At 55.1% G+C, this 16,765-nt stretch carries 14 protein-coding genes and 2 pseudogenes; 7 read left to right on the top strand and 9 right to left on the bottom strand.

Annotated elements, in window-relative coordinates:
• The first annotated feature begins 302 nt into the window (after positions 1-302).
• Positions 303-935, top strand: coding sequence for a DapH/DapD/GlmU-related protein (locus tag QSK07_RS14470; RefSeq protein ID WP_275219458.1), 633 nt, complete (start codon positions 303-305; stop codon positions 933-935).
• A gap of 11 nt (positions 936-946) precedes the next feature.
• Here QSK07_RS14470 and QSK07_RS14465 read toward each other — a convergent pair whose 3' ends face one another.
• Positions 947-1,831, bottom strand: a complete 885-nt coding sequence (locus tag QSK07_RS14465; RefSeq protein ID WP_098050527.1) for an EamA family transporter — start codon at positions 1,829-1,831, stop codon at positions 947-949.
• The gene (locus QSK07_RS14460) at positions 1,828-3,039 is read right to left on the bottom strand and encodes an MFS transporter (protein ID WP_285721801.1); all 1,212 of its coding nucleotides are present in this window, start codon (positions 3,037-3,039) and stop codon (positions 1,828-1,830) included. Before QSK07_RS14460 ends, QSK07_RS14465 begins: the two co-directional genes overlap by 4 nt.
• Positions 3,040-3,165: 126 nt before the next feature.
• Between QSK07_RS14460 and QSK07_RS14455 the strand changes: the two genes are divergently transcribed.
• Positions 3,166-3,621, top strand: coding sequence for a winged helix-turn-helix transcriptional regulator (locus tag QSK07_RS14455; protein WP_285721800.1), 456 nt, complete (start codon positions 3,166-3,168; stop codon positions 3,619-3,621).
• A 236-nt stretch (positions 3,622-3,857) separates the two neighbouring features.
• A complete protein-coding gene (locus tag QSK07_RS14450) occupies positions 3,858-5,288 on the top strand; it encodes a purine-cytosine permease family protein (protein ID WP_285721799.1) in 1,431 nt (476 codons plus the stop codon).
• 111 nt (positions 5,289-5,399) lie between these two features.
• Here the strand turns inward: QSK07_RS14450 and QSK07_RS14445 are convergent, their stop codons facing one another.
• Both QSK07_RS14445 and QSK07_RS14440 read right to left on the bottom strand, forming a co-directional pair.
• Positions 5,400-6,722, bottom strand: a complete 1,323-nt coding sequence (locus QSK07_RS14445; protein WP_285721798.1) for an MFS transporter — start codon at positions 6,720-6,722, stop codon at positions 5,400-5,402.
• A 190-nt stretch (positions 6,723-6,912) separates the two neighbouring features.
• Positions 6,913-7,917, bottom strand: coding sequence for a GT-D fold domain-containing glycosyltransferase (locus QSK07_RS14440; RefSeq protein ID WP_285721987.1), 1,005 nt, complete (start codon positions 7,915-7,917; stop codon positions 6,913-6,915).
• Positions 7,918-8,581: 664 nt separating this feature from the next.
• On the opposite strand from QSK07_RS14440, the gene QSK07_RS14435 reads away from it, so the two are divergent.
• Positions 8,582-10,939, top strand: a complete 2,358-nt coding sequence (locus QSK07_RS14435) for a membrane-bound PQQ-dependent dehydrogenase, glucose/quinate/shikimate family (RefSeq protein ID WP_285721797.1) — start codon at positions 8,582-8,584, stop codon at positions 10,937-10,939.
• A gap of 255 nt (positions 10,940-11,194) precedes the next feature.
• Here the strand turns inward: QSK07_RS14435 and curA are convergent, their stop codons facing one another.
• Complete coding sequence (gene curA, locus QSK07_RS14430) at positions 11,195-12,226, bottom strand: NADPH-dependent curcumin/dihydrocurcumin reductase (RefSeq protein ID WP_275219452.1); 1,032 nt, start codon at positions 12,224-12,226, stop codon at positions 11,195-11,197.
• 351 nt (positions 12,227-12,577) lie between these two features.
• On the opposite strand from curA, the gene QSK07_RS14425 reads away from it, so the two are divergent.
• Complete coding sequence (locus QSK07_RS14425; protein WP_285721796.1) at positions 12,578-12,976, top strand: VOC family protein; 399 nt, start codon at positions 12,578-12,580, stop codon at positions 12,974-12,976.
• Positions 12,958-13,626 carry a glutamate racemase gene (locus QSK07_RS14420; RefSeq protein WP_285721795.1) on the top strand — a complete coding sequence of 223 codons (669 nt, stop codon included), beginning with the start codon at positions 12,958-12,960 and terminating at the stop codon, positions 13,624-13,626. Before QSK07_RS14425 ends, QSK07_RS14420 begins: the two co-directional genes overlap by 19 nt.
• A 50-nt stretch (positions 13,627-13,676) precedes the next feature.
• On the opposite strand, the gene QSK07_RS14415 is transcribed toward QSK07_RS14420, so the two are convergent.
• A complete protein-coding gene (locus QSK07_RS14415; protein ID WP_098050519.1) occupies positions 13,677-14,777 on the bottom strand; it encodes an NADH:flavin oxidoreductase/NADH oxidase in 1,101 nt (366 codons plus the stop codon).
• A 158-nt stretch (positions 14,778-14,935) separates the two neighbouring features.
• Positions 14,936-15,031: pseudogene (locus QSK07_RS14410) on the bottom strand (oxidoreductase); the annotation flags it as partial.
• Here QSK07_RS14410 and QSK07_RS14405 point away from each other — a divergent pair.
• A pseudogene (locus tag QSK07_RS14405) lies at positions 15,026-15,445 on the top strand (LysR substrate-binding domain-containing protein); the annotation flags it as partial. The pseudogenes QSK07_RS14410 and QSK07_RS14405 overlap by 6 nt on opposite strands.
• Here QSK07_RS14405 and uraH read toward each other — a convergent pair.
• Both uraH and QSK07_RS14395 read right to left on the bottom strand, forming a co-directional pair.
• Positions 15,430-15,852, bottom strand: coding sequence for a hydroxyisourate hydrolase (gene uraH, locus QSK07_RS14400; protein ID WP_285721794.1), 423 nt, complete (start codon positions 15,850-15,852; stop codon positions 15,430-15,432). The pseudogene QSK07_RS14405 and the gene uraH overlap by 16 nt on opposite strands.
• Positions 15,853-16,313: 461 nt before the next feature.
• Positions 16,314-16,457 (bottom strand): hypothetical protein, encoded by a 144-nt coding sequence (locus tag QSK07_RS14395; RefSeq protein WP_285721793.1) that lies wholly within the window; start codon positions 16,455-16,457, stop codon positions 16,314-16,316.
• Positions 16,458-16,765: the final 308 nt, after the last annotated feature.

The raw sequence follows: 16,765 nt of genomic DNA, 5'->3' as shown, positions 1-16,765 counted from the left end.
AAAGATGTGCTCAGGCACCCGGCGGGTAGAGTCAAAGCCCTGGTTGCCGAATAGCGCGCTCCTGAAAAAGGAGAAGGAAAGTGATGGAACTGACTAAGCTGATACTGGATCTTATCCGGGTCATCTTGCAGATCATCGTTGCCCTTATGCAACTGACCGGTCACGCAGGTTAACCGGAACTTGAAACAAGGCGGAGCTAACCACTCCGCCTTTTTTCTGTGTCAATTATCTGTCATTAAAGGCGGGTAAGGTGATGCAGCAAACACACCACCGGGGTGCTGCTTATCCTGACAGGGAGTAATATGTCCATTTCCGCCGTTATGCCTGCCCGATTAATGCACACCTGGATTGATGAAAGTGTATGGATGCGGGAAACCACTGTGGGTCAGCAGTGCGAGATCCTGGCGCACAGCGTGCTGGAATACAGCGAGCTGGGTGACTTCTCCTATGTCGGTGAGCACTGCTGCCTGGCCGACACCCAGGTGGGGCGTTTCTGCGCCATTGCCAACCAGGTGCGTATCGGTGCGCCGAATCATCCAATGGACCGCGCTTCGCAGCATCGCTTTACCTACTGCCCGGAGTATTACCATCCCGGCGTGCAGCGCGATCAGGGCTTCTTTGCGGCCCGCCGCGCCGATCGGGTGGTGATAGGCAATGATGTCTGGATCGGGCACGGCGTGATTGTGCTGCCCGGCGTCACTATCGGCGATGGTGCAGTGCTGGCCGCGGGCGCAGTCGTAACCAAACACGTTGCGCCCTACAGCGTGGTGGGCGGTGTTCCGGCGCGGCCGTTGCGGGTCCGGTTTACGCCCGCGATTGCCGCCCGCCTGCAGCGCATTGCCTGGTGGAACTGGCCACTGGAGAAACTGCTCGCGCATCTGCCCGACTTTCAGCACGGCGACATCGACGCGTTCTGCCAGCGGCACGGGGAATAATCATCTCCGTGTCAGCCGGTTCGCACGCCGATAAAGCGCACGATCCGCTGCCCATAAAGTCCCACTGCCAGCCCGGCGACGATCAGCATCAGCGCGACGATTTTCTGAGCTGAAACCGTTTCGCCAAATATCGCCACTGAGCCCAGAATGCCGAACACCGGTACCAGCAGCGACAGTGGTGCCACAGTGGAGACCGGATACTGTTTCAGCAGCCAGTTCCACACCCAGTAGCCCAGCAGGGTGTTGGGATAGACCTGAAACAGTATTGATAACACCGCTTTCATATCCAGCTGCGTGAACAGCGCATGATAGCCCGCGCTGCCATTGACCAGTCCGTCCAGCAGAAAGAGCGGGATGGGTGCAAAGGCGCTCGACCAGACCAGAAACGCAAACACCTGCCGGGTCGCCGCTTTCTTGTTGATGATGTTAGCAATGCTCCAGGCGATTGCGCCTGCCAGCACCAGCAGCATGCCGGAGAACGTAACCGAGCCATCGGTAATAAAGAAAATGCTCAGCAGACCGGCGCAGGCCAGCAGACATCCGGCAATCTGATAGCGGCTGAGGCGCTCTCTGAATACCCAGCCACCCAGCAGCAGGGTGAAAAAGGCGCTGAACTGTAACAGCAGCGAGGCGATGCCCGCCGACAGCCCGGTTTTAATCCCCAGATTCACCAGTCCCCACAGACCGATTCCGAAGACCAGGCCATAGCTGATCAGGTAGCGCCACGGCACGTCCGGTTTCCTGATAAAGAACAGCGCGGGCAGGGCGCAGAGCGTAAAGCGGATGCCCGCCAGGATAAAGGGATCGACCGCATGCAGCCCGAGTTTGATAACGGAAAAGTTAACGCCCCAGATGGCGGTGATCAGCACGGCGAGTAGCAGATGCGATAATTTCATGATTGACGTGCTCCATACCAGCAAAGAAAGGCAGAGGCACTGACGGCTGCCCCGGCACAACAGACGGCCTGCCATCCCCAGTGCGCGTAAAGCCGTGTCGCCGCAATGGCTCCCAGCGCACTGCCCAGCGAGTAAAAGCACATGTACGCACCGACCAGACGACTGGCCGCTTCAGGGCGAGCAGTGACGAGCAGGCTCTGATTAATCACGTGCACTGTCTGAACAGCAAAATCGAGCAGGATAACCCCGAAAGCCAGCAGCAGGATTGAGCTCTGAAGCGCGGCTATCGGCAGCCAGGAGAGTGTCAGCAGCACCAGGGCTAAGCCGGTGGCGCGCTGGCCCCGTCCCCGGTCAGCCCATGCGCCTGCTCTGCTGGCCGCCAGCGCACCGGCCAGGCCCGCCAGTCCGAACATCCCGGTCTGAGTGTGTGACAGTGACAGGGTGGTCAGCGGCAACACCATCGAGGACCAGAGCATACTGAAGGCCGTGAAAATCAGCAGCGCCAGGATGCCACGTTTGCGCAGTTGGGGTTCTGTACGGAATAGCCGCAAAACCGACAGTAACAGCAGCGGGTAAGCGGTGCGCTGCGTCTGGCCGGTTGTGGCGGGCAGCACTTTTACGAGTACCAGCGAGATTAGCAGCAACAGACAGGCGGCCGTCAGAAAGACCGCCCGCCAGCCCACCAGATCGGCAATCATCCCGGAAACAAAGCGCGCCAGCAGAATGCCGATCACGATGCCGCTGGTCACGCTGCCGACCACCCGCCCGCGCTGTTCTGGCGATGCCAGCATGGCGGCCCAGGCCACCATCAGCTGCGCGACCACCGCCATCAACCCTACCAGCAGCATCGCGCTCAGCAGCGTCGTCAGATCGGGCGCGAAGGCCGCGGCGGTTAATGCCAGCACGGAAAGCAGTAGCTGGATAACCACCAATTTTTTGCGATTCACGCAGTCGCCCAGCGGCACCAGAATGATTAGCCCGATGGCGTAACCGATCTGCGTGGCCGTCACCACTGCGCCAATGGTACCAGGGAAAACATTCAGGCTGGCGGCTATCGATTCCAGCAATGGCTGCGCCGAGTAAACATTGGCGACCGCCAGCGCAGAGGTAAGTGAGAACAAAACGATCATCCGGTGCGTAAGCACCGACGTCGCAGCGGGCGGCAAATCTGATTCAGAAGTACACGTCTTGCCAGTTGTTGTGGTCATGTTAGCGCCTGAGTGGTTTTTATTTGAAACCGGGTTGCAACATAATTATCAGCAGAGGTTTTTTTTTGCAACTTCTTTTCCGGCTGGCTAAGCTGGCTTTATGAGACAGGCAAAGTGAGAGAAAACATGGCTAAGCAGGAATCTCTGAGAACCAGTGAATGTCCGGTTGCCAGAACCCTGGAATCAATTGGGGAACGCTGGTGCATGATGATCGTGCGTGAAGCCTTTGATGACGTCCGCCGATTCAGTGATTTTCAGCGCAATCTGGGGCTGGCAAAAAATATCCTGGCGTCACGCCTGAAGCAGCTGGTGGAGATGGGGGTATTTGAAATTGCGCCGGCCTCCGATGGCAGTGCCTACAACGAATATGTCCTGACTGGCAGAGGCTGTGCGCTGTTTCCGGTGGTAGTGGCTATGCGCCAGTGGGGCGAGCGCTATCTGTTTGAGAAGGGCGAGACGCACTCGGTGCTACTGGATAATGCAGAAGGCAAGCCGCTGCCGCGCCTGGAGGTCTGTTCCTCAACGGGGCTAAAACTGGATCCGGCCGACTGTCATCGCCAGCGGGTAGTCGCTGAAGGTTAACTGTCAGAGGATGTCTGCCTCTGCATTCTCTGAATCTGGCAGGCCTGACATTCCAGGCGATCATCATCATCAAAGTCAGCCTGTCGATATCATCATATTTTCCAATGACAGGTTGCCTTGTAACTTGCCGATGCGCATGACATTCTCGCTGGTTGTATAGACATGTATCTTCAACCCTGAGCCGGGCACTTCACCTTTCCAGTTAACGCATCTCTTACTGTTTCAGCGAGGAATCTATGTCGGTCAAAACATCTGTAGCAGACTATTCAGGCGCAGAAAAACAGCGCCTGTCAGAAACCCGTTCCATTGATTACATCCCGTTGCGCGAACGCCATGGTCATCCCATTAGCCAGTTTACGCTCTGGTTTGGGGGCAACCTGCAGATAACGGCCATTGTCACGGGTGCGCTGGCCGTGGTGCTGGGTGGCGACGTTATATGGTCGCTCATTGGCTTACTGGTGGGTCAGATTCTGGGTGCAGCGATCATGTCTTTGCATGCGATCCAGGGACCGCGCCTGGGTTTACCGCAGATGATCACCAGTCGTATGCAGTTTGGCGTATTTGGTGCCGTTATTCCGCTGGTGCTGGTCTGCATGATGTATGTGGGGTTTTCAGCCAGCGGGACAGTGTTAGCAGGACAGGCGCTGGCGAAACTTATCCATGTCAGCAATTCAGCCGGGATGATCCTGTTCAGCATCCTCATCGTGATCATTGCAGTGCTGGGCTATCGTGTCATCCATCAGTTGGGGAAAGTGGCGAGCGTTATTGGCGTTTTAGCCTTTGCTTATCTGTTTATCACTCTGTTCTCTGCGCATGACTTATCCGCCGTCTGGCAGAATCAGCACTTTACCGTCGCGAATTTCATGCTGGCGGTCTCCCTTTCTTCGTCATGGCAGATTGCCTTCTGTCCCTACGTCTCGGACTATTCGCGCTATCTGCCGGCTGATGTCTCTGCAAAGAAACTGTTCAGCGCGGTCTTTTTCGGCACCGTGCTTGGCACGCAGGCTTCAATGACGCTGGGGGTAATCGTCGCGGCTATTGCCGGCAGTGCGTTTGCAGGTAATGAGGTGGGTTACATCGTGAGCATGGGCAGCACGGCGACCATGGCAATGGTGATGTATTTCGCAATTTGCTTTGGGAAAATCACCTTTACCACGCTGAATGCGTACGGCAGTTTTATGTCACTGACGACCATCGTGTCTGGTTTCCGGCAGCAAACCACGCTGAGTCGGGGCGCACGCATTCTGTTTGTGGTGCTGATGGTGGCGCTGGCCTGCGTCATTGCTCTGCTCAGCGAACCGGCCTTCCTGAAATCCTTCACCCACTTCCTGCTCTTCCTGCTGGCTTTCTTTGTGCCCTGGAGCGCGATCAGCCTGACCGATTTCTATCTGATCACCAAAGGCAGGGTTGATGTCCCTGCGTTGTCTCAGCCGGATGGACGCTATGGACGCTGGAATCTGGCCGGTATCATCGTCTATTTCCTGGGAGTGCTGGTGCAACTGCCGTTTATTGATAATCCGCTGCACCATGGCTCGCTGACCTGGATTTTTGCCGGCAATGATGTCTCGTGGATCATTGGCTGGTTTGCGACGGCGCTGTTATGGCTATTCGTCAGCCGCTGGGATCACCGCGGCAGACCTGAACAGTCAATCTATCCCGCTAAGTGAAAGGTAAAAGCCGCCATAAAAGGCGGCTTTTATTCAGGGGCTGAATGTGTGATCGGCAGGGTGTCAGGCTAAGGCGCAATTCGTCATGCCAGGGAATCTTCCTGCCTGAGATTAGGCCGCCGAAACATCCACAGCGCCGGTCTGCGTGTCGGCCACCATCGGCTTTTCTGGTTGCAGCAGCGTCATCGCCAGCATGCTACCGGAGGCGATGACTGCAGTGACGGTAAACATCGCGTTGTAACCGTAATATTCCGCCAGCCAGCCGCAGAGCATCGGAGAAATAATTGCCGCCAGGTTGGCTATGGCCAGCGTCATGCCGCTGTAGGTGCCGACCGACGCTTTCGGGGTGACATCAATCACTACCGACCAGTAGACATTATTCACCAGCGCATTCAGCGCATTGCCCAGTGTCATCAGGGCGATAATCCCGGCGGCCGACTGCACGTAGGGGATCGCCATAAAACAGCATGCGGTGCCGCACAGCGTAACTGCCGCAAACAGATTGCGCGCCAGCCGCAGATTACCGAAGCGGGCCAGCAGGGCATCGGCAATACGCCCCCCCAGCAGCACGGTGATGCAGGCACCACTCCAGGGGATCATCGCCACGTACCACAGCGAGTGCAGATCGTAATGGAAATTATCCTGCAGATACTTCGGCATCCAGGTCACCAGGGTAAAGGTGATGTAGAGAAATGAGAAGTAACCCAGTGCGTTGCAGACCAGTGTGCGGCTGGTAAAGAAGCGCCTCCACGGCAGGGAGACGCTGTCGCCTGTGCTGCGGCGCTGACCGCGCTGGATCAGTGCGCGTTCAGCCGCGCTGGTGTGAGGGCTCTTTTCCGGGCTGTCGCTGAAGGTACGGGCAAACAACGCCATCGCCAGCAGGGAGAACACACCGAGCAGGATAAACATCATGCGCCAGTCATGGGTCAGCAGCAGCAGGCCCACCGCGATCGGGGCAGTCAGCAGCGCGCCAACCTGGGTAGAGAGCAGGCCGATACCCAGTGCGAAGCCACGCTCGCTGTCGGGTGCCCAGTGGGCAATCGCCTTGTTCATCAGCGCATAGGCCGGGCCTTCAGAAAAACCAAACAGGATGCGCAGGGCCGCAAAGCCCATAATGGCGGAGCCGCCAAACAGCGCCATGCCCAGTTCACCGGCCCAGGCGGTAGCGATCTCCAGCAACGACCAGAGCACGCCAGCCAGCAGCCAGACTTTCTTCGTGCCGATACGGTCGGCAAGGAAGCCGCCACACAGCGAACCAAACAGATAACCGAAGCCAAAGTAACCCAGCACCGCGCCGAGCTGGACTTTGCTGAAGTGGTACTCCGCCGCAATGGCGTTAGCCGCAAATGACAGGGCGCCGCGATCGATGTAGTTGATCAGGGCGATCAGGAACAGCAGTGAAAATAGGGTGTAACGGTAACGGCTGGATGTCATCTCACGTCTCCTGATTAAATGTCTCAGGATAGCCGAAGCAAGATTAATGCCGGATAAGAGGTTTATCCAGCAGAACCGGGGCTGACAGAGGCTGCGGGCTGCTGAGCCTGCGCTTAACGGTTTAACTGATCCCGCTAATTATTCGCCTGCGCATCAAAGCGGTGCAGTCATTGCCTGTGGATGGTGAACCTCAGGCAGCATTATGATGAGTGCTGCTGACGTGGGGCAGCGGGATAACCACCACTTCCGTTTCCGTCGTGGTTTTATCCTGTGGCGTTTCGCCAACGTGCTGCAAAATCTGTTGCTGATATGTTTCATCAGCGACTGTTGTCTGTTCACTCAGCAGCACGCCCGCTTCATTAACATTTTTTCCTGCCACTTTTACTTTGCTGGTGGCACTGGCCAGCATCCACTCATATTCAATATCGACATGGCCGCTATCAATACAGCGAATTCCGCGCTGACTTAAATCATATGCCAGCACGGTTGCCGTCGGGCCTAAAGAAATTAAGACCAGGTCAAAGTTGACTGCATTCGCTAATACTGTATTGAAGAGGCGATCATAAACGGAAAAAGCATTACGGTTCAGCGTCGTAATGCGTTTAATTTCACTGGCCCCCTCCAGTAAATTATTGCCTAATCCCAGACGAGTGCCACTGCCTTCAACAATTAATACCCGGCGACCCTGATAGAGCTGTTTAAATTTATCGAATATCGTCCTGGATAATTTTTTGCTTTTATAATCGTGATAAGGTCGGGTAACGGAAGTATTACCATACTGGTACTGATGATTCAGCAGAGCATCATAATGTTTAAAGTAAAATGATTTATGGAAGAACCAGAACAGGGCCGATCCATTTTTCATATTGCGGGTGGTGCGGAAAGCATCTGGCAGGCAAATCAGACAGTTCGGGTTGTCCTTGGGCGCCTGCTGCAGCAGTGCCGTGAGCCTTGCCGACAGTTTGGGGTCAAACGGCTGAAAACCAATGTTTTTATACCAAGTCATCTCCAGTTCACCGTCGCCGTAACGGGCCAGTGATAATTGCGGATTGTGTAATAACAGATCTATCGTTTCTTCTATCGACATGACGGAATAACGCTTTACCCGTGCCTGCGCGGCAGGATAGCGAATGGCCGCATTAATGAATTTAAACGGGAAACGTAACTTACGATAAATAGCATTAAGTGCGGACATAATTAGCCTTGGGTTATTGCTGCCAGTGAAAATCCCGCCTGCTGGCCGGATAAATTTTAAAAGAGTGATGATATATATCACAGATAAAAGTCGGGTCGGACTACGGAATATCTGAAATCGTTTTTATCGACAGATTCCCTTACGTAATTAATCTATTCCTTACTGAAGGTAGCGCTAAAAAATAATTGCTGAATAAGGTCAATTGCCAGAATTAATATTCTGAAAATCATTGAAGCCGCATGAGCATTGACAGCGGGACGGATTAAATCAGCAGTACATTAAGTTTACTGATTTCAGCAATAAGAGTAATTGCAGAGCTGTGTAAATAAACCATTATACTTATTTGACACTCGTTATCCCTGTCTGGTCACACTTAAGCTGGCGTTCATGAAGCGCGGCTGGTCTGTTAATAATTCGTTTTTGAACAAAAGGTGCGATAACTCACGGCCTATCGTTAATTTTTTGTGATGAATATCGCGTATTTGCCCCTTTGGAAAGTAAATAAAGCGGTCTCAAGGCCACTGCAGTCGATATTTTTAATAAATATTTTTAATGGGTTACGCTTATACACGTTTTTACATATTTCTCACGTAAGTTAAGATCTCGTTGAATTTATGTTTCCGGTTTAACTTTCTGATGACCGCTAATGACCCGAGGATGGATCATGATAAATAAAATAACCAGTGTAATCATGGTGATATTTGCTATCGCCCTGATTTACATGGGAGGACAACTTCTGCTGGCAGGAGGCAGCGCGTTCTATGCGTTGATGGGCATGGGCGTTTTGCTCAGCGCGATTCTGCTGATGATGAATAAACGCAGTGCACTGACGCTGTATGCGCTGCTGATGTGGATCACGCTGTTCTGGACTATCTGGGAAGTGGGCTTCGATAAGTGGCAGTGGATCCCGCGCGGCGACCTCTTTGGTGTGCTGGGTGTCTGGCTGGCTCTGCCGTGGGTGGTTCGTCCTCTCTATCAGGGACAGCGTCGCTTCCATCCTTTCCTTGGCGGCTCCGTGGTGCTGATGGTGCTGCTGGTGACTGGCCTCTGCTTCTACGATCCGCTGCCGCAACAGGGCACCATCAATACCCAACGTAACAGTTCCGCGACCGGCGGTGCTGCTGAAGAGTGGAACGCCTATGGCGGGACCACAGATGGCCAGCGTTTCTCGGCCCTGAAGCAGATCACTAAAGATAACGTCAACGATCTGGAAGTGGCCTGGACCTATCACACCGGCGATCTGCGTCAGGGTGATGATGCTACCGAGTACACCTTTGAAGCAACGCCGCTGAAAGCCAACGGCATGCTCTACCTCTGTACGCCGCACAACGAGGTTCATGCTCTTGATCCGGAAACCGGTGCAGTGAAGTGGAAAACAGCGCCGGATAAAAACCGCTCTTATCTGCAGCAGCACCAGACCTGCCGTGGCGTGAGCTACTTCGATGCCGGTCAGCAGGCGGAGCAGCAGACAGGCGCATCCCCGGCTATCTGCCGCAAACGTATCTTCAATGCGACCACCGATGCCCGTCTGCTGGCACTGGATGCCGACACCGGCAAGACCTGTGCTAACTTTGGTGACAACGGCGTGGTAAACCTGCGCGCCAGCATGGGCGAGGTGCGTCCGCATGCGCTGATGCAGACTGCCGCACCACTGGTGGCAGGCAATCTGGTGATTGTTGGCGGTTCTGTGATGGATAACGGCTTCAACAGCGGCAACCCATCGGGTGTGATCCGTGCCTACGATGCCGTTACGGGGCGTCTGGTGTGGAACTTCGATCCGGCTAATCCGGATAACACCGCACCGGTCGCCGCGGGCGCAACCTATCCGCAGGATACCCCGGTCGCCTGGGCTACGCTAAGCGCCGACCTGAAAAACGGCCTGGTCTATGTGCCGTTTGGTAACGCCTCGCCGGATGAAGTCGGCATTGAACGCGATCCTGCCAGCAATACCGAAAAATTCCGTGATGCGCTGGTGGCACTGGATCTGAAAACCGGTGCGTTCAAATGGCGTTTTCAGAGTTCGAACCACGACCTGTGGGATCGCGATAACCCGTCGCAGCCGTCGCTGGTGGACATCAACTATCAGGGCAAACCGCAACCGGCGGTGATCCTGCCGACCAAAACCGGCAACCTGTTTGTACTGAACCGCCTGACCGGTGAGCCGGTTTACCCGGTAGAGCAGGTTAAGGTCTCCACGGATGGCATTAAGGGCGAGCAGTACGCGGCGACTCAGCCGGTCTCCAGCCTGAACTTCATTCCGCAGCCGCTGACTGAGAAGTCGATGTGGGGCATTACACCGTTTGACCAGATGGCCTGCCGCACGACTTTCCGTGAGCTGCGTTATGACGGTAACCCGTGGACGCCGCCAACCGAGAAAGGCTCGCTGATCTTCCCGGGCAATATCGGGGTGTTCAACTGGGGTTCCGTGGCGGTTGATCCGCAGCGTCAGATGCTGATTGCGGCACCGGTGCGCCTGGCCTACAAATACAACCTGATCAAGCGCACGCCGGAAACCGAAACCCAGCGTACCTTCACCAAAGATGGCACACCGTACTGGAATGAGAACTTCCACGGAGATTACGCTATCCATATCCAGCAGATGGCATCGGGGCTGGGTATTCCCTGCATCGCGCCACCGTGGGGACGGATGGTGGGCGTGGATCTCACCACCGGCAAAACCGAATGGCTGCGTCGCGTTGGCACCACCAAAAACCTCAAGACCAGCTTCCTGCCTGGCCGCTTCCCGCTCGGTTTCCCGATGGGGATGGTGGCGCACGGCGGACCGCTGCTGACAGCGGGTGACCTGGTATTCCACGGCGCAACGGCAGATAACTTCTTCCGTGCTTACGACAGCACCACTGGCGAACTGCTGTGGCAGACGGAACTCAGCGCGGGTGCACAGGCCACGCCATCGACCTTTATGGGCAAAGATGGTAAGCAGTATGTGGTGATTGCCGCAGGCGGCCATGGCTCGCTTGGCACCACGGCGGGCGACAGCGTTGTCGCGTTCCGTCTGAAGTAATTATGACCTGCTGAGCGCCGCCCTGGCGCTCAGCGTTATTACGCGCTCTCCTGGCAAACTTTCCTGCGATATCACGTCTTCTCTTTTTTCCTTCTGAATACATTAACTGCTAAGCGTCGTCAGCGACAGGTGTGCCTGATTTGCGGGAGAGTCTTTGGGTTACGGGCGGGCCTGAGGCCGGAGAGGTCACACTGCGGGGATAGGGATACTGCATTCAATGCAGCGTGCCACGTCAGTGACGTGGCACGTTAACCATTATGCGCCGACGTTCACCACGGTTTTACCGAAGTTTTTGCCATTCAGCATATCGATAAACGCCTGTGGTGCGTTCTCTAACCCTTCAATCATGTGCTCGCGATAGTGGATTTTTTTGCTCTCAACCATAGGACGCATCGCCTCCAGGAACTCTGGATAACGGTCACCGTAATCCTGGAAGATGATAAAGCCCTGCATACGGATACGGCGCTTCAGAATGCCCGCCATGAGCAGTGAGGTTCTGTCCGGGCCTTCAGGCAGTTCGCGCTGGCTGTAGGCGGAGACCAGGCCACAGACCGGCACGCGCGCGGCAGTGTTAAGCAGCGGGAATACCGCATCAAACACTTTACCACCCACATTTTCGAAATAGATATCGATGCCATCCGGGCAGGCGTTTTTTAGTTGCTCTTCAAAGTCGGCGCTGTGGTGATCGAGGCAGGCATCAAAGCCCAGCGTATCGACCGCGTAACGGCATTTCTCTTCACCGCCCGCGACACCGACGACACGACAGCCTTTCTGCTTACCTAACTGACCCACTGTTGCGCCTACCGGACCGGTTGCCGCGGCGACGACCAGGGTTTCACCCGCTTTCGGCTGACCGATATCCATCAGACCCATATAGGCGGTAAAGCCTGGCATCCCGAGTATGCCCAGCGCCCATGACGGATGCGGCAGATCGTTGCCCAGCTTCGCAATCTCTTTGCCATCTGAGACGGCATATTCCTGCCAGCCACTCTGCGCCAGCACCCAGCCACCGGTTTCAAAATCGCTGTTTTTCGATTCGACGACCTGACAGACGGTGCCACCGACCATCGGCTGATCCAGCTCTGCCGGCGCGGCGTAGGATTTACCGTCGTCCATCCGGCCACGCATGTAGGGATCAAGTGAGAGATAGATAGTCTTCAGCAGCACTTCGCCATCTTTAATTTCCGGGATAGGCTGCGCCACATGGCGGAAATTCTCTTTGGTCGGCTCACCGTGAGGGCGTGAAGCCAGTAACCAGGCATGGTTCTGGGTTGCTTGTTCAGTCATATTGTCTTCCTTTTATAGCCGGGCGATGCACTGGGCATTGCCATATGAATACCGGAAAAGTGTAGATGACTGCGGCGGGAATGCGTTTAGCGCTGTGAGCGGTCAGCGGATTTTGCAGATGAGCTGGCTGAAGCTCCTGATTACGCGCCATCACTACATTCACCGGGCAAGGGCCTGTGTTGCAATTGCCAAAACAGAGAAGTTAAAACGTTTCTGTAACCGGGTTTTTTGTGCCTTCAATTTGCAAATACGGTCATTTCATGGAACTGGCTGGGCGGTTGTTAGCATTCAGGATCACAGGAAGCGCTGAAGATTGTGATAAATAACAGTCAATTGAACAGGGAGAGAACCATGACTTTTCAGCATTTGCGTATTGCCCGACCTGTGACTGACCTGACGCACAGCAGTCAGATCTATTGCCACGGGCTGGGGTTGCAGGAAATCGGTGAGTTTACCGGTCATCAGGGTTTTAGTGGTGTGATGCTGGGCGCGGAGGGATTGGGCTGGCATCTCGAGTTCACGCTCTGTCATACCCATCCCGTCCGGCCATCGCCAACGGAAGACGATCTGCTGGTGCTTTATATTCCCCACCAGCCAGACTGGCTGTTTCGTTGTACCTCTATGGATGACGCAGGCTTCCAGCGGGTGCCATCCTATAACCCTTACTGGGATCAGCGGGGCGTGACATTTATCGACAAGGATGGTTATCGTGTCGTTATCCAGCATGCCTTGTGGCAACCCACACGCTGACCCTGTACCTGTCAGAAAAGGAACTCACCCTGAATATTCTTTGCTTCCACACCGCTGCCAGCAATATCGCGATTTTTGATGATGCCGCCATAACCTTGGGGCGTGACAACTCGCCGCTAAATCATCTGGTGATGCCATCGCTGCTGGCCGAGGCGGAACGCAGCGGCGGCATGACAGCGCAATTACGCTGCCATATCGCGCAACTGGTTAAAGCCATGCTGCCGCAGTTCGATGCCGTACTGATTACCTGTTCGACGCTGGGACCGGTTGCCGATGATTTCTCCGTGCAGGATCGGGTCATGCGCACCGACGGCATGTTAGCGGCGGCGCTACAGCGTCATCCGGGGCCGACGGTGGCGCTCTGTGCGGCAGAATCAACGCTGGCGGCAACGCGGGCGCTTTTCTGCCAGCCCGGCAGCCAGACAGAGGTTGCGCTGGTGGAGGACGCATGGGCGGCGTTTAAAGCGGGGGACATAACACGCTATTTTGCACTGATTGCGGCAGCCGCAGAGCAGGCATATCAGCAGGGCGCCATTGCGGTGGCCCTGGCGCAAAGTTCGATGACGCCGGTTGCACTGCAGTTTCCCAAATCCCGGCGACCGCTGACCGGTCCGCATCTGGCTTTGCAGGCGTGCTACGAACTCAGATGAACGTCATGTTATGCGGGCAGAGCGCCGTCTATGCGCCCTGTCCGTATAGCTTACTGATCCTGCGTCAGAATGCCTTTGACATCGTGCGGTTCAGAACGCAGATACTGCGGCGGAACCTGAACTTTACCTTCCAGCACAGCCGCGGCGTGCCATGGCCAGCGTGGATCGTAGAGAATACCGCGCGCCAGAGCGACCAGATCGGCATCTCCCTGCTGAAGCACACCTTCCGCCTGCTGCGGTTCAGTAATCAGGCCAACCGCAATCACCGGAATCGACACCTGTTCGCGGATATCGCGAGAGAACGGTACCTGGTAGTTAGGCCCCACGCTGATTTTCTGATCTTCCGACAGACCCCCACTTGAGACGTGGATATAAGCGCAGTTCAGCGCTTCCAGTTCACGTGAGAAGGCGATCGACTGCTTGATTTCCCAACCGCCTTCTACCCAGTCCGTAGCGGAAATGCGCACGCCTACCGGCACGGACGCGGGTACGGCTTCACGGACGGCGTTGAACACCTCCAGCGGGAAGCGCATACGGTTTTCCAGCGAACCGCCATATTCGTCACTGCGCTGATTCGACAGCGGCGACAGGAACTGATGCAGCAGATAGCCGTGCGCTGCATGGACTTCGATCAGCTCAATGCCCAGGCGTACCGCGCGATGGGCGCTGTCGACAAAAGCCTGTTTTACCCGCTGCAGATCGTCAATGCTCATCGCCAGCGGTTTCACTTCACCCTCGCTGTAGCTCACAGCTGACGGCGCCACGGTCTGCCAGCCGCCGGCATCCGGTGCAATCTGCTTACCGCCTTCCCAGGGCACAGCACACGACGCTTTGCGGCCCGCATGGCCCAGCTGAATACCCACCGGAATAGAGGAGTAACGGCGCACATCTTCCAGCACCGTTTTCAGCGCGGCTTCATTGTCATCATTCCATAAGCCCAAATCGCCGGGGGAGATACGACCAATGTCCTCGACGGCAGTGGCTTCGATAATCATCAGACCCGCGCCGGAAAAGGAGAGCTGACCAAGATGGATACGGTGCCAGGCAGTGGCATTGCCTGCCTCAGCGGAGTACTGGCACATCGGCGCAATCACAATGCGGTTATCCAGCGTAAGTTCGCCCAGTGAGACAGAAGAAAAAAGTTGGCTCATGTTATCTCCATGGTGTTATGACGGACGTGACAGGCAATAACTATAGTGGCGGATTGACCGGGCGGGATGATTGCAACGTGATTTTTTATGACTGCGGCTGCGCTTAGCCAGCGGGATGCAGACCCCGCTGCCGTCGCAACACGGTCTGTTATCAGCACTCAGACCTGCGCCATTCCGCCATCGACAAACCGCTCTGTCACATTGATAAAGCTGGCGGCGTCTGACGCGAGAAAGGCAACGGTTATGGCAACTTCCCTGATGAACTACGTAACAGGCACCGGCTGGTGAGTTACTTTTTGCCGCTAACCGGCAAGTCATTTCCGCTATGATTCGAACCGCAGTGAGAAAAAGTTGAAATTACCAGTGCGCATTGTATTGGCGTCAATGAGAGTAACGGGCATCTGGCCGCGGGACTGGCAGGGCTGGGGATTATTAAGACGTTCAGCTATTCGCTGTCGTCGATTCTGCGGCGGGGTGAGATGGTGGAGATACTGCGCGACAGGCATCCCGCGGGTTATCCGTTTCATCTGGTCTATCCGCAAAACCGGCACGTGACGCAACGATTACGGGTCTTCATTGACTGGCTGTTGGCCAGTTTTCCGGCGCGTGTCGCGGGAGAAGGGGAATCCGGCACCTCAGTGCCGGACGGTCATCAGTTGCCGCGATAGGTTGAGTAACCAAACGGGCTCAGCAGTAACGGAATATGGTAATGCTCACCGTTCGCTTCCATGTTGAACTCAACCGGAATCTCCGGGAAGAAGGTCTTCTGGTTGCTCTTTTTGTAGAAGTCGCCGGTTTTAAATACGACGCGGTAGCTGCCTGCGCTGGCCGTTATATCCTGCGGGAACAGGGCGCTGATACGACCGTTGTTATCGGTGACGCCTGACGCCAGCTTCACCCAGTTATCCTGCTGTTTCTGATCCAGTTCAACTTCAATGCCGGCTGTTGGCTGGCCAGTCTGCAGATTAAGAACGTGCACGCTCAGTGGGTTTTTCGCGGCAGCCGGCTGGGCTGCGATAGCGGACGCGCCAGAGGTCATCAGTAATGTAGCAATCAAAGCATATGAAGTTTTCATCAATGTTTCCTTTATTGACTGTTTGAGGTCGGGTGACAGTGCTGAGAGAGTAATGTGCCTGAGTTCAAAGGGATAATTAGTCGAAGGAAATATGAAATTTCCGAGAGAAGGTAATCAGCGGTTAATTAGTTACATCATACAAAAACTTTAAATAAACCATCCGGCTATCGTGCCTTGAAGGCCTATCAGCATAATCACGACAACAGCTTAAACACCAGCTCAATTCAGTACTGAAAGCAGGGTGGTCAGTCACATAACGCCGTTTTATATTAAGTGTATCAATAAGTTACAGAGAGCACTAATTAAATAGCCAGAGCGCTGCTCTTCTTTTGCTATCGTTATGTTTGCTCAGGCATAGCAGCGCAGATCAACGCTTACAGGCGCTACCGGGACTAACAGCGTTTCAACTGCAATGGCGAATGAGGCTGTTGTCTCTGAGAATACAGAGAATCATGCCAGCGTCAGCGAGCAGGCTGTAAGCGATACCTCGCCAGCACAATCTGAATCACAGGCAGGCAACGTGGCAGTAACCAAAACGTCGACAGCGCCTCAATCTGCTCCGCAGCCAGAATCGCCATCTCCGGCCAGTCCGGCACCATCAGCACCGTTTACTGCTCAATCTGAGCGCGGATTCAAAACCGCAAAGTAGTAAAAAAGACAATTCGGGTCTCAAAATCTGGCAGCAGAAGGGCGGCAATGATTATATGAATTATCATGATGCGCTTTTGCCACTAACCATATTAAAGGACTGTTCACCCAAAGCGATATTAACAAAGCGGCTTCAGCTGGCTGTGCCAGAAAGTTAAAAGCCAAAGACGAACAAGAGATGCTCGGTATTCTGGCGCGTACCGATGCGCTGGCGTAAAACCTGGGATTAACGCCTGGCATGATCGTCATGCCAGCATCCGGCGCA

This window comes from Pantoea sp. QMID4 (assembly GCF_030270445.1).
Taxonomy (GTDB): domain Bacteria; phylum Pseudomonadota; class Gammaproteobacteria; order Enterobacterales; family Enterobacteriaceae; genus Pantoea; species Pantoea vagans.
This window is presented reverse-complemented; position numbering and strand designations above follow the sequence as displayed.

What these genes read in the sequence shown, in the direction of transcription:
- QSK07_RS14470 (WP_275219458.1), top strand. Translation starts at nt 303, where the DNA reads ATGTCCATTTCCGCCGTTATGCCTGCCCGATTAATGCACACCTGGATT.
- QSK07_RS14465 (WP_098050527.1), bottom strand. Translation starts at nt 1,831, where the DNA reads ATGAAATTATCGCATCTGCTACTCGCCGTGCTGATCACCGCCATCTGG.
- QSK07_RS14460 (WP_285721801.1), bottom strand. Translation starts at nt 3,039, where the DNA reads ATGACCACAACAACTGGCAAGACGTGTACTTCTGAATCAGATTTGCCG.
- QSK07_RS14455 (WP_285721800.1), top strand. Translation starts at nt 3,166, where the DNA reads ATGGCTAAGCAGGAATCTCTGAGAACCAGTGAATGTCCGGTTGCCAGA.
- QSK07_RS14450 (WP_285721799.1), top strand. Translation starts at nt 3,858, where the DNA reads ATGTCGGTCAAAACATCTGTAGCAGACTATTCAGGCGCAGAAAAACAG.
- QSK07_RS14445 (WP_285721798.1), bottom strand. Translation starts at nt 6,722, where the DNA reads ATGACATCCAGCCGTTACCGTTACACCCTATTTTCACTGCTGTTCCTG.
- QSK07_RS14440 (WP_285721987.1), bottom strand. Translation starts at nt 7,917, where the DNA reads ATGTCCGCACTTAATGCTATTTATCGTAAGTTACGTTTCCCGTTTAAA.
- QSK07_RS14435 (WP_285721797.1), top strand. Translation starts at nt 8,582, where the DNA reads ATGATAAATAAAATAACCAGTGTAATCATGGTGATATTTGCTATCGCC.
- curA (WP_275219452.1), bottom strand. Translation starts at nt 12,226, where the DNA reads ATGACTGAACAAGCAACCCAGAACCATGCCTGGTTACTGGCTTCACGC.
- QSK07_RS14425 (WP_285721796.1), top strand. Translation starts at nt 12,578, where the DNA reads ATGACTTTTCAGCATTTGCGTATTGCCCGACCTGTGACTGACCTGACG.
- QSK07_RS14415 (WP_098050519.1), bottom strand. Translation starts at nt 14,777, where the DNA reads ATGAGCCAACTTTTTTCTTCTGTCTCACTGGGCGAACTTACGCTGGAT.
- uraH (WP_285721794.1), bottom strand. Translation starts at nt 15,852, where the DNA reads ATGAAAACTTCATATGCTTTGATTGCTACATTACTGATGACCTCTGGC.